Here is a 12,381-nt window from a genome sequence, read left to right on the forward strand (position 1 = left end):
TCAGTGACGTGAGGTAGGTCGTGGCTCCAGCCTAGTGCTCGTGGCCATAACACTCCTGACTGAAATCTAATCATTCTCCCTCCTGTCACATATTTCTACATAGGCGCCTGGAATTGACCTGTCTGGCCAATACATTACCAAAAGCGTGGCTGCCGCTATACTGTGCGTTCCTAAGGTTGGGTATAGTTCCACTACCCCCGTAAAATCCAACGCTTGAATTTCGCCACCTTCAGCCATTGACTTTCGTAATTTTTTTATAACAGAAATATCACTTTTGTAGTCAGCCAGCGGCGGGGGTGAAAAATCGGAAAACATAACAGATTTCGAAACTGGCCCAGCACCATCAGCATGATAACTCTCAGAGACAAGCGTCTCTCCACCTTTGTACTCCGGATAATCTCCATCACCGTGACGATGGACAATCAAGTCACACCGGTAAGCAGAGATTTCTTGCCTATATTGAGGCAATACAACTTGAAATTTAAGTTTCTGCTCTACCTCTAAACTGACCAGCCCGCCAATCTTTGGCGCGCCAGGCTTAGTTGATATTTTCGATTCAAAATGCAGGACTGCCTGAACACCAAGCGTAGCAGCATTAAGCTCAGCGAATGCAATATCTGCAAACTCTGGAACATTCCAATGTACGAGGGGTGTTTCACCACTCCTCCCAAAAAAACTGCGCCTTGCCCAGCGTTCCAGCGCAGTAGATTCATTTTTTTCGGCACGTTTACTTAAAGCATATCCACTCAGCGTCAGTATGATAGCTATGCCCAAAGGACCTATGATTAATGGATTGAATACTGCACCTGCAAAAGCTAATGTGCCGAATCCGAAAAACCCAACGGCCCATCGATATTGCGCTAGCGATAGCCCATCTCCCGCTGCAGACGCTCGCATTGCGGCGGCTACTGCCTGTGCGGTATCAAATATTCCGGCGACTGCACTGAACAAGGCGCCGCCCCTGACCAAAGCCACTCCAGATACTGCTACGCCCTTGGACCAGGGCGCTTTTATGTAGTTGCCACTGGACCGCATTAGTAGTCCGACCAACTCAATTTGCCCGCCCAATATCCCCAACAGCGAACCCTGCAACGCCAGCTTGGCCTCAAGCGCCTTTGGCCCAATCTCCAATTCCGCTTTTTGCTGATTTCTGGCCAGGCTGTCATGCTGCAAGTACAACCCACCTATCGCGAGTAGTACTTCCCAACTGGCTGCCACACCCCGCAATCCGCTAAAGCCGGTCCGCACAAGCTTCGCGGCCTGCTGCGAAGTAATGCGCAAATCCTTCAACACCTTGCGGGCATTGGTCTCCAGCGTCCCCGCCACCACCGAGACATCCACCAAGGCAATCTGTGCCGCGCTACTCGCCTGGGTCACCTTCATGTTGGCTTCCTCAAGCAACCGACCACGCACCTCCTCAGCCGTACCCTCCACCCACACCGTGACGCTGATCATCGTGTGGGTAAACCGTGGGTCGAGCACGGCCAGGCTCATCAGCCCGTGCTGCATGATCGGCCGCACCTTGTTCCAGGCCTTGGTTGAATGGAGGTCGAAGTCATCGATATTGCGATGCATGCGGTCCCTGGCCTCGGCAATCGAGGCATTGGCCTTGTGCTGCAATTCGCGCAAGTGGGCACTCTGCAATGCGTAGTACTCGCCCAGCTTCATCTTCACTTCCAGTTCGATCAGGTGCACGCCGTTGTAGAGATACTGCGTCGCGCTGTTCAGGTGCCGCACAGCGTTCTGAATGCCTGGCGGCAGGCTGGGCGCCAAGCGCTGGCTGGCGGCATTGAGGGCACCCTGGGTTTCGGCGATGGCTTGCTTGAGGGTGTTGCGCATGCGCAAACCGGCGTCATCGCTGCCGATGACCTTGCTCAGCATGCCGTAGAATTTGTCGCTGTCATTCCAGTTGATAACGTCGGTAGCGGAAAAGCTGGGCAGCAACCCGGCCAACAACGCACGGTCGCGCATCAGCAACGCGCGGTACGGGGGACTATCAGGATCCTTCAGCCATTTCAGCCAGAGTGTTTCGCTGGTGCCGGCTGCGGGAGCCGCATCGGGTGCCACGGTTTCGGTGATACCGCCCCCCAGGCACAGCGCCATGGTCTTGGCATACGCGACGCCAGACTCACGATGATCGCCGTCGTAGTCATACTGCTCGGCCACCTTGAACATGGGTGTGTCGAACAGCGCAACATAAGCACGCGCGTTCTTGTCGATGTAACCCTGAAATTCCGCTTCCTGCTGGCCATACCCGGCCTGGAACGCTGCCCGTTTCGCTTCGTCGTAGCGCTCCTCAAGCCGCTCGTCACTCTCCAACTGTGCCCGCTCTACCAACCGCTGGCGCTCCACCGTCGGGTCGGTGAACACCGGTGGTCCGTCGCCGGTCATGGGCTCCAGCGACGGCACCTTCTGCGCCGCCCACTCCCGATGCGTGGCGCGAATGACTTGCAGGATCTGCGAGGTTTGCAGCTGGTAGGCCCGCATGGGGTCTTCGCGCCAGGCCTGGCGCTTCACCACCCAGCTCAGCCGCTGATGGTTGAACTCCTGAATCAAACCCACGGTATCGTCCAGCACTACCGCCAGCACGCCCTTCTCCAGCGTGTGCCGGTTCATCGCGTTGACCAGATACCCCTTCAGGGCAAACCGGCGCAGCCAGCGCGTGTGAAAGCCATGCGCACTGTCGAATGGCGAACACCCATGCTGCGCGTACTCGAACACTTCCTTGTCGACCCGCAGGTTGTCGGGCGTCATGGCGATGCCCAGCAACTCGGGGTTGTTACGCGCCTGAGCCAGGTCTACCCCTTCGAAGCGATGGGCTGGCGCCTGGCCCGTCTTGTAGGCATCCAACACGCTGACCGGCCAAGGGTCGCTGGAGAAGGCCAGCCAGGCGCTGCCATAGCGGTCGGTGTCGATGTTCAGGAAGGACGAGGGAATGTCGTGGTTTTCATTCACGCATTTTTCGGGCAGCGATGCGGGGAGTCCCTCTGACGGCTCGTAGGGGTTGAAGCGGCGCAGGTGGCCCTGCTCGCTGACTTCGTAGGCATGCCAAACCTGCTGGTCGAGCAGCACGTACAGGTAGCCCATGCGCAAGGTGCGCACGCCTAGCTTGGCCGAGACATGCAGGCTACCGGCCACGGTGGTGAGGCCCTGCGGACGGGTATCCGGCACCAGGGCGCGGCGCAGGGGCAGGATCGGCAGGCCTTGGCGTTCGCAGGCCATGCACTGGTCGTGCGGGAGCGCAGCTTCTGCCAGCGCAAGGGTCACGGCTTCATTGATATTCATCGGCGGTCCTCGGATCCGGGCAGGCTGTCAACCGTGCGTTGCCATTGCTCATCGGAGTACTGGGCAAACATCGACGCGAGCGGACGTTGTCCTTGGGCTGCCGCGTCAATCATGCTGCGCACGGCGGGTACGGTGTGCAGGCGGGAGTGAAGGCAAAGGTGATAAAGGGCGAACACCTGAATGTCATGTGATGCGCTCAAGCCCAGCATGCGTGCGTCATCGATGAAGTTGGAGGCGCGCACGGCCGCGAAAGGCGGGATCTCGCGCTGGTTCATTGCGGAAGAACCTGCCCTCAACTTCCTCCAGGCCGCGAGCACCTGCTCGATCATCTTCACATCCTCCTGAATACGCTGGGCAGGCTCCGGTAAAGCATGCCGCTGCCCGCTCTGCCCTTGCAGGTGCGCCAACCTGCCACCGCTACTCAGGAACAACCAGTTGTTGATCGGCCACCATGGGCCATGCTCGACCTGCTTGAACGTCGCCGCGAGCAGCTCCAGGCGAACCGGCTCGTAGACCGGATAGAAGCTGAACGCCCGTTTGGCATCGGGTATTCGGCACATGGCCGTGAGATGGGCGGCTACCGTGGCCGAGTCTGCTTCACTGAACAACCAGCCACTCAGGTAGCGCCGGTGCTGGTGCAGCCCTCGGTATGCTGCACGCGCAGTCAGCGCCAGCAACTCACGGCTGGGCAATGTTCCGGGTGAAGCCAGGCAAGCCAACACGGGATGCAGGTGGGGCGCATGGGCCAGATCGGCCCTGTGCACACGCGTCAATGCCGCCTCGCCCAACGCTTCACGCAGGTGTGCAAGCAAAGCATGGTCACTCTTGCCAGCTATCGCGAGTGGGTCTACCAATACATGGCAATGCAGGTGCGCCGCATGATGCCCTTCGATGCGGCTGATCAGGCTCTCGACATTCATGCCTTGACCTCGCACTTGCTGCTGGTGTCAGGCGTAAGCTCAAATGACGGGCTATCGCCATCCCCTTTCGCAACGGCCTTGGTCTGCCCTTTCAGGTCGAGTGTCAGGCCATTGATGGTAATGCCCTGGGCATCCAGCACGATGCTGCCGCCAGGGCTTCTCAATTCGATGCGCTCACTGGCCAGCAACTGAAATACTGTCGTGCGTTGTTGCACGCCCTGCCCAACGCTGATCGATTGAGCCCCTTTGACCACAAGCTCGCAGTTGCTCCCCGTGACAACGCGGCGATTGCCACCCGTTGACTCAGTGCGGTTGTTGGCCACGGTTTCGACCAAGTCACACTTGATGTCCAAAAGGCTGTTTTGCCCTATGACCTGGGTATGGTTGTATGCCGTTTCCTGACGGAAGTTATTACCAATGCTCAGTTGCTCATCATTGCCGACCTGCTCGACACGATTGCGCCCCACACGCGTGGTCTCATCATTGCCGACCACATTGTTCTGGTCCCGCTGGGCATGGATGAACACTTCCTCTTTGCCCAGTTCGTCCTCGAAACGCAGTTCGTTGTAACCATCACCTTTGTGGGTCTGGCTCTTGATGGTCATCCGTGTCTTGTGTTCGGGCAGGTCGTAGGGCGGCAACTGATCACCACAGTAGGTGCGCCCGGTGACCATCGGCTGGTCCGGGTCGCCGTTGACGTACTGGATGATCACGTCCTGGCCGATGCGCGGAATGGCCATCGAGCCCCAACTGCCACCGGCCCAGCCCTGCGACACGCGTACCCAGCAGGAGCTGAACTCGTTGTTCTGGCTTTCACGGTCCCACGGGAAACTGACTTTCACCCGCCCCCATTGGTCGCAATAGATTTCTTCGCCCTTCGGCCCGACCACCGTGGCCATGTGCGGCCCGTCGATGCGCGGCCTGGGCAACGGGGCCGGCCGCCATTCGGTTCTGCCAGGGACCAGCACGGCTTCCTGCCTGTAGCGTGTGCCTTGCTGGGCACCTGCAGCTTCCTCTTGCAAGCTGGTGAACTGGACGCCTTCGTGGTGCACGCGGTTGACCCGCCAATGCAGGTTCAGGTCTTCGCGCGGGTGCTCGATCAGGGTGAAGCTCAGGCCCGGTTGCAGGCGCACATCATCGCCTTCCACCTCGGCCATACGGGCGTCATGGCGCAGGGCGGTGATGCGGGTGGCGGTGAAGGGCACGCCGACCGCCTCACGCTTGTAACGACCGGGATAGTCGAAGCGTTCGTAGGCGGTGGACTGGTGCGTCAGGTCGTTGCCCTGGGCACGCTGCTCCAGGCGGTAGGCCGGGTGGGTGAAGGTGTAGTCGCGCTGTACCTGGCGGGCGGTACGCACCTGTTCGCTGTAGCGCAGGCGGCGCAGGCAAGGCCGGGCCTGATTGCCGCCGCTGTTGGCATGGTACAGCACCTTGTCCGGGTCGATGTCGTCCGGCTCGAAGAAACCTTCGTCATCATCGTCGGCCTGAATGGCGCCCCGGCTGATCTGCCCCAGCGCCAGCAACCGGTCGGTGATGATCAGCGTGTGGCCTTTTGGCGTGTGTTCGAAGCGGTAGACGAAGCCCTCTTCAGCGGCCAGGCGGGCAATGAAGTCGAGGTCGGTTTCACCGGCCTGCACGCAGAACTCGCGCACCTCGTGTTTGTCGATGCTCTTCAGCGTGTAGCCGATGATGCCCTGGCGCTCGAGCATGATCTGCAGAATCTGTGGCACGGTTTTCTGCTGGAAGATGCGCCAGTTCGAGCGCAGCCCCGCACGGGCCAGCACGGGTTCGACCAGAGCCCGGTAACGGGTGCGGTGGAAGCCCGTTTCGCCCTGGCTGAAGGTACTGACCAGCCCGTGCACATAGCGCAGCGGGCGCTCACCACGCCAGATCGTGAACAGCACCGGCTTGTCGAGCAGCTGGCCGAAGTCGACATCGTCTTCGAAGCTGATCAGTTCCAGTTGCAACTGGAACGGCGTGCTGATGGCCTCGTCCAGCTCGAACGACACGACCTCGAACTCGCTGCGGCCAACCAGCGGCTGGAAGGTAAAACGCAAATCGGTTTGGCTAGGCATGTGGTATCCCCCGCTACTGCTGCAAGATGGCGTCGAGCGATTGCAGGACTTCGGCGGTGATCAGGTCGAGGCGGTAGCTGTAGTAGCTGTAGGTGCAGACCATGGCGATGGCCGAGAGCACCAGCGGGCTCCACCAGGGCCACTCCCAACGCCGCCCGCGGTAAGGGCGATGGACGACGTTGGTGTAGGGGTCGCACACCTCTTCGGGGGTGGGACCGCGCAGTTCGCGGATGACCTTGTGCATGCGCGAGATCAGGGCCTTGATGATGTCGTCGCACTTGGGGTCGAGGGCGTGCTTGCCGCGCAGGCCCAGGCAAATGCTGAAGTACAGAAACTCCAGTACATCCTGGAATTCCTTGGGCGACTGCATGACGCGCTCGAGCAGCACGAAGATTTTTTCGCCGCCCTGGGTTTCGTCATGGAAAATGCTGAGCAGCGACTCGTGGCTCCAGCACGAATTGTTGCCCCAGGGGCGGCTCATGACGGCCTCGTCCAGGAACAGGCACAGGGCGTAGGAGTAGACTTCCTGGTGGGCAATGGGGTAGCCGTGCTGACGGATTTCTTCGCGGATGTTACTGACCTGGTTTTGCACGGTCTTGTGCACGTAGGCGATGTTGGGCAGGTCATCCAGCGTACGCAGGCGAATGACCAGGCCGAACAGCGGGGCTGCCGCATCGAGCATCAGGTTTTTGAAGCCGCCGCGTAGCTGGAACTGCGGGTCGGCGGGGTAGCCTTCGTAATCCGGGTGATCGGCTCGCCTTCCCTCGTCGGCCGGGTAAGGCGAACCGCTTTCCTGCGGGCCATCGAGCATCCCGTACAGGGTGTTTTCGGTTACATCACGGGCATCGGCAGCGCCCTCAGGTTTTACCGGAGGAATATCGAGTGGGCCGGGCATGAAGTGGTCCTTGTCTTCCAGCAGGCTGAAGACAGGCACACTATCGGGGAATCAATTCTTCAAGGAGTCTGGGGCTTCCTAAACGGTTGTAGGATCCTTCTCTTCGTCTAGTTTCTAAACATTTCCGAAGAGCCTGGCCAGGCAAGCCAGCTTCTTCTTGTATGAACGCCGCGCCTCCAGCGCCTGGTCCAGGCTCACCGCCAGGAACCGTGCCCGCTGGTTGGGCTGCATCTGGCCGATCAGGTCCAGGTCGGCGCTGATCACTGTTCCGATCATGGCGTAGCCGCCACCCGACACGGCATCGCGGTGCAGGATGATCGGCTCCAACCCTGCCGGCACCTGGATCGAGCCGATCGGGTAGCAGCTGTCGACGATGTTCGACGGATCCGACCCCGCACCGAACGGTTGCTCCCGTGGCTGAAAGCTCAAGGCACTGCCGCCTTTGTAGCGATAGCCGATACGGTCCGCTTCGGAGCCGACGGTCCAGGCTTCGGAGAAGAAGCTTTGCGCTGCTGCTTCGGTGAGGCGGTGAAAGTACAACCCCGGCACCACACGCAACACCACTTCGCCGCCCAAGGCCTGGCGCAGGGCCATGGGCAGGCTTGCACCCGCGCGGGTCTTGCCGCTGGGCATACCGACGGGCAGCAGGTCGCCCGCCATCAGTTTGCGCCCATGAAAGCCGCCCAGCGCTCCCAACGCATAGGTGGAACGGCTACCCAGTACCTCGGGCACATCGATGCCGCCGGCCACCGCCAGGTAAGCCCGCGCGCCTGCGGTAGGAAAGCCGAAACGCAACACCTGCCCGGCACGTACGGCAAACGCCGTGTCCGGGCGCTGCTCGCGGCCATCGAGCAACGCTGGCATCTGCGCACCGCACACGGCCACCAGTGCGTCCTGCTGGAACGCCAGTTCCGGCCCCACCAGCGCGCACTCCAGGCCTGCGGCGCCGGCCGGGTTGCCCACCAGGTGGTTGGCCGCACTCAGGGCGTACTGGTCGAGGGCGCCTGACGGCGGGATACCCAAGTGGTAGTAGCCTTCGCGGCCCAAGTCCTGCACAGACGTCGCCAAGCCCGGTTTGAGTACCTTGATCATGCCAATACCTCCTGCAGCGATTTGGGGTAGCCGACCGGGTCGGCGAGGAAGGCGTCCAGGGAAAACTCGACCGGGCGAATGCGCAGGTCGAAGCGGCCTTCTTCAACATCCGCCACGGCCTGGTCATAGGCACGGCGGTCGATGGGTTTGAATTGCACGATGTCACCCGGACGGAAGAACACCATGTGTGCCTTCAGGTAGTTCAAGGTCTGCTGCGGGTCGTAGATCGGTGCCGGGGTAACGCCGAACATCTGGTAGCCCCCTGCTCCGCGCACCGAGTAGATGCAGCCGAAACAGCCGCCATGGCCCAGGGTGAGCTTGGGTGTGTCGGTGCGCGGACGCAGGTACTTGGGCACCTGCAACTGCCGTTCGCGCTCGACCATCTGGAACATGAAAGGCAGGCCGGCAACGAAGCCGACCATCGACACGAACCACGGCGCACCGCTGTGCGCGGCGATGAATGCCTCGACATCGGCCAGGCCGTTGATACGTGCTGCGTACTCCAGGTCGGTGCTGGCCGGGTCTTGATGACGGTCACGAAAGCGCATCAGGGTTTCATGGGTCCAGGGGTCGTTGTACAGCACCGGGATCTCGATGATTCGCGTCTGCAACGAACGCTCGGCCACGGCCTGCGCTTCGGCACCGCGCACGGCTTCAAGCAGTGCATCGGGGGCGATACGGTCCGGGTCGAAGCGGATCTGGAACGAGGCGTTGGCCAGGCACACGTCCAGCACGCCCTCCAGGCCCAGCCGCTCTACGGCACGGGTGACGGCCATGCCCTTGAAGAAGGCTTCCAGCGACATGCTGTCGCTCACTTCGGCAAACAGGTGCTCGTCGGCGCCGAAGCTGTAGCGGATCGGGGTTGTAGCAAGCGATTCGGCCATGACTGTTCCTTTTTTGGAATCTTTATAGAAAGGCAGGCGAAAACAACCTATACGGGCTCCGGCTTGTGCCTGCCGGATACCTCATGGGCTCAACGTGGCGCACGCACCACGATACCGGCCGCGTCCAGCGCCTTGCGCGTGGCTTCTACCAGGTCGAGCGCGCCGGGAGTATCGCTGTGCAGGCAGATGGAATCGAACGCGATGGCCAGGTCCTGGCCTTCGACCGTACGTACCACGCCTTGCTGGCAAGCACGCAGTACCCGCTCTGCAACCGCCGTGGGGTCGTAGCCACGCACATTGCGGGTAAAGACGATAGAACCGCTCAGGTCGTACTCGCGGTCGGCGTAGAACTCGCGGACCACCGGTTGGCCAAGTTCCTGGGCAATACGGCAGATCACCGAGCCCGGCATGCAGTACAGCAACAGCTCTGGCTCGATCACCCGCAGGTTCTCCACCAACAGGCGCGCGGCTTCTTCGTCACGCGCCAGGTGCATGTACAGCGCACCGTGCGGCTTGATGTGCTGCAGGCGCACACCTTGTGCACGGGCAATTTCTCGCAGTGCACCCAGCTGGTAAAGCATGTCGTCGACCAGCTCCTGGGCCGGGGCGTTGATATGCCGGCGGCCAAAGCCCACCAGGTCTCGGAAACCCGGGTGGGCACCCACCGCAACGCCCAACGCCTTGGCCCGCTCTACAGTACGGCGCATGGTACCGGGGTCGCCGGCATGGAAGCCCGTGGCGATGTTCGCCGTGCTGATATGGCCCATCAGCTCGTTGTCGACGCCATCGCCAATGGTCCACGGGCCAAACCCCTCCCCCATGTCCGAGTTGAAATCCACCACCTGCATGACTGTTTCTCCTGACGCTTGTGACTGCATGCAAGCCACGTTAGATTCTCCACACCCCCTTGGGAAGATCTATAAACAGATAGGGTGTCTTCGGAAAATCAGATACCACAGGAGCCAACCGTGTCACTGACCCTGCGCCAGGTCCGCTATTTTGTCGCAACCGCCGAGATCGGCCAGATTTCCCAGGCAGCGATCCACCTGAATATCTCCCAGTCGGCGGTAACCACGGCCATCAAGGAACTGGAAGCCATGCTTGGCGTGTTGCTGTTCCAGCGCTCGGCTCAGGGCATGAACCTGACCGAAGCTGGCCGGCACTTTCTGAACCGCGCCTATGTGATTCTGCGCAGTGTCGATGACGCGTTGAACAGCCCGCTGCCGAACGTGCGTGCAAGCGGCCTGCTGCGCCTGGCGGCAAGCTACACCGTGATTGGCTACTTCCTGCCTCACCACCTGCAGCGCCTTGAACACTGGCACCCGGACGTGACCCTGGAGCTGTACGAGCAAGAGCGCAGTGCCATCGAGCAAGGCTTGCTGGAGGGGCGTTTCGACATGGCGGTAGTGCTCACCGCCAACCTCACCCACCCCGATATCGTCTCGGAGACGCTGTTCAACTCCGAGCGCCGGCTATGGCTGCCCGGTCACCATCCGCTGTGCGAGCGCTCGTCGGTGAGCCTGGCCGACGTGGCCTGTGAGCCGTTCATTCTGCTGACCGTGGACGAAGCCGAGCAAAGCGCCATGCGCTACTGGGAACACGCCGGGCAACGGCCAAGCGTACGGGTGCGGACCAGTTCGGTGGAAGCGGTGCGCAGCATGGTTGCTAATGGCAGTGGCGTAGCGATCCTGTCGGACCTGGTACACCGGCCTTGGTCGCTGGAGGGCAAACGCATCGAGACAGTGACCATCAGCGACCCGGTTACGCCGATGAGCGTGGGGTTGGCCTGGCACCGGGAGCGGGCGTTCAGCCCGGCGATGCAGGCCGTGCGTAACTACTTTCATGATGCATTTCTGGCGCCGCAGCAGTTGTCTGCGCGGCGGTGATTGTGCGCCTGCAGGTCTGGCCTCTTCGCGGGTAAACCCGCTCCCACAGGGTACTCACTGGGTTCGTGGCCGGTGCCGTATCTGTGGGAGCGGGTTTACCCGCGAAGAGGCCAGACCTGGAATCAGCGTTTCAGGCAGGTGTCGATGCTCCAGCCATACAACCACTGCACCGCATCATAAAACTGATCCTGCGAACGCCCTTGCCACAACTGGTTGCGCACCAGCCGCTCGACACCCTTGGCATGGTAAAGCCGCCCCATTTCCCGCGCCGACCACAATACCCGCGCGGTACGCGGAATACGGATCGACTCGTACAAGCGGAACGCTGCCTGCAGGTCATGCTCGCAGGCCTTCACCGCCTGCCCCAGCACCACCGCGTCTTCCAGCGCCATGCATGCCCCCTGCGCCAGGTACTGGGTCATCGGGTGGGCAGCATCGCCCAGCAAGGTGGCCCGCCCTTCGCCCCACTGCTCTACCGGGTCACGGTCGGCCGTGGCCCAGCGGCGCCACGAGGTTGGCCGGTCGAGCATCTGCCGGGGCCGCTCGTGAATGCCTTCGAAGTACGACAGCACCTCTTCCTTGCTGCCGTCGGTCACGCCCCACTGTTCCTCGTTACGGCTGTGGAACGTCACCACCAGGTTGTACTGCTGGCCGCCGCGCAACGGGTAATGCACCAGATGGCAGCGTGGGCCGGCCCACAGCATCGGTGCGTTGACGCGCAGGTCCTCGGGCATGTTCTGCACGTCCACCACGGCCCGGTACACCACATGCCCGGTGACCCGCGCCGGGTCGCCGACCATGCGCTCGCGAATCACTGACTTGACGCCGTCGCAGCCAATCACCGCATCGGCCTGGTAGCGGTTGCCTTTGCTGTCGGTCAGGGTCACGCCGTGGTCGTGCATTTCCATACCGGCGATATGGGTCGAAGTCTGGAAACGGATCAGCGGGTTCTGCTGCACCGCTTCGAGAATCGACAAGTGAATGTCGGCGCGATGGATCACGCCATACGGGTTGCCGAAGCGCTGGCGGAAGCGCTCGCCCACTTCGATGCGCCCTACTTCATGGGCATCGATGGCGTCCATCATGATCAGGTGATCGGTAAACACCGAGCGATTGCGCGCTGCATCGCCCACGCCCAGGGCATCCAGCGCGGCATAGGCATTGGGCCCAAGCTGAATGCCGGCGCCAATTTCGCCAATGTGGTCGGCCTGCTCCAGCAGCAGCACCTGGATACCTTGTGCGGTCAGGGCCTGGGCAGCCGCAAGGCCACCAATGCCACCGCCGACGATGATGATTTTTTGTTGTTGGGCAGTCATGGTTGGGGTCTCCGTACTGGCTGCGGTT

The 12,381-nt window shown here is 61.4% G+C and carries 9 protein-coding genes; 1 reads left to right on the forward strand and 8 read right to left on the reverse strand.

Annotated elements, in window-relative coordinates:
* Nucleotides 1-66: 66 nt before the first annotated feature.
* From QQ992_RS14010 to QQ992_RS14040, 7 genes are all read right to left on the reverse strand, one after another.
* Nucleotides 67-3,285, reverse strand: coding sequence for a T6SS effector BTH_I2691 family protein (locus tag QQ992_RS14010; protein ID WP_286109967.1), 3,219 nt, complete (start codon nucleotides 3,283-3,285; stop codon nucleotides 67-69).
* A complete protein-coding gene (locus QQ992_RS14015) occupies nucleotides 3,282-4,205 on the reverse strand; it encodes a hypothetical protein (protein ID WP_286109968.1) in 924 nt (307 codons plus the stop codon). The genes QQ992_RS14010 and QQ992_RS14015 overlap by 4 nt, the downstream gene beginning before the upstream one ends.
* Nucleotides 4,202-6,280, reverse strand: a complete 2,079-nt coding sequence (locus QQ992_RS14020; RefSeq protein ID WP_286109969.1) for a type VI secretion system Vgr family protein — start codon at nucleotides 6,278-6,280, stop codon at nucleotides 4,202-4,204. Before QQ992_RS14020 ends, QQ992_RS14015 begins: the two co-directional genes overlap by 4 nt.
* Nucleotides 6,281-6,293: 13 nt before the next feature.
* Nucleotides 6,294-7,175: a type IVB secretion system protein IcmH/DotU gene (gene icmH, locus QQ992_RS14025; RefSeq protein WP_286109970.1), complete on the reverse strand. Its 882-nt coding sequence runs from the start codon at nucleotides 7,173-7,175 to the stop codon at nucleotides 6,294-6,296.
* Between the two features lie 114 nt (nucleotides 7,176-7,289).
* The gene (locus QQ992_RS14030) at nucleotides 7,290-8,267 is read right to left on the reverse strand and encodes a 5-oxoprolinase subunit C family protein (RefSeq protein WP_286109971.1); all 978 of its coding nucleotides are present in this window, start codon (nucleotides 8,265-8,267) and stop codon (nucleotides 7,290-7,292) included.
* Nucleotides 8,264-9,151, reverse strand: coding sequence for a 5-oxoprolinase subunit B family protein (locus QQ992_RS14035; protein ID WP_286109972.1), 888 nt, complete (start codon nucleotides 9,149-9,151; stop codon nucleotides 8,264-8,266). Before QQ992_RS14035 ends, QQ992_RS14030 begins: the two co-directional genes overlap by 4 nt.
* Before the next feature lie 89 nt (nucleotides 9,152-9,240).
* A complete protein-coding gene (locus QQ992_RS14040) occupies nucleotides 9,241-9,999 on the reverse strand; it encodes a 5-oxoprolinase subunit PxpA (RefSeq protein WP_105948773.1) in 759 nt (252 codons plus the stop codon).
* A 120-nt stretch (nucleotides 10,000-10,119) separates the two neighbouring features.
* On the opposite strand from QQ992_RS14040, the gene QQ992_RS14045 reads away from it, so the two are divergent.
* Nucleotides 10,120-11,037, forward strand: coding sequence for a LysR family transcriptional regulator (locus QQ992_RS14045; RefSeq protein ID WP_016714094.1), 918 nt, complete (start codon nucleotides 10,120-10,122; stop codon nucleotides 11,035-11,037).
* Nucleotides 11,038-11,159: 122 nt separating this feature from the next.
* On the opposite strand, the gene QQ992_RS14050 is transcribed toward QQ992_RS14045, so the two are convergent.
* Complete coding sequence (locus tag QQ992_RS14050; protein ID WP_286109973.1) at nucleotides 11,160-12,353, reverse strand: 3-hydroxybenzoate 6-monooxygenase; 1,194 nt, start codon at nucleotides 12,351-12,353, stop codon at nucleotides 11,160-11,162.
* Nucleotides 12,354-12,381 lie beyond the last annotated feature (28 nt).

It is taken from the genome of Pseudomonas kurunegalensis, from assembly GCF_030291635.1.
Taxonomy (GTDB): Bacteria; Pseudomonadota; Gammaproteobacteria; order Pseudomonadales; family Pseudomonadaceae; genus Aquipseudomonas; species Aquipseudomonas monteilii.

What these genes read in the sequence shown, in the direction of transcription:
- QQ992_RS14040 (WP_105948773.1), bottom strand. Translation starts at nt 9,999, where the DNA reads ATGCAGGTGGTGGATTTCAACTCGGACATGGGGGAGGGGTTTGGCCCG.
- icmH (WP_286109970.1), bottom strand. Translation starts at nt 7,175, where the DNA reads ATGCCCGGCCCACTCGATATTCCTCCGGTAAAACCTGAGGGCGCTGCC.
- QQ992_RS14035 (WP_286109972.1), bottom strand. Translation starts at nt 9,151, where the DNA reads ATGGCCGAATCGCTTGCTACAACCCCGATCCGCTACAGCTTCGGCGCC.
- QQ992_RS14015 (WP_286109968.1), bottom strand. Translation starts at nt 4,205, where the DNA reads ATGAATGTCGAGAGCCTGATCAGCCGCATCGAAGGGCATCATGCGGCG.
- QQ992_RS14030 (WP_286109971.1), bottom strand. Translation starts at nt 8,267, where the DNA reads ATGATCAAGGTACTCAAACCGGGCTTGGCGACGTCTGTGCAGGACTTG.
- QQ992_RS14010 (WP_286109967.1), bottom strand. Translation starts at nt 3,285, where the DNA reads ATGAATATCAATGAAGCCGTGACCCTTGCGCTGGCAGAAGCTGCGCTC.
- QQ992_RS14020 (WP_286109969.1), bottom strand. Translation starts at nt 6,280, where the DNA reads ATGCCTAGCCAAACCGATTTGCGTTTTACCTTCCAGCCGCTGGTTGGC.
- QQ992_RS14050 (WP_286109973.1), bottom strand. Translation starts at nt 12,353, where the DNA reads ATGACTGCCCAACAACAAAAAATCATCATCGTCGGCGGTGGCATTGGT.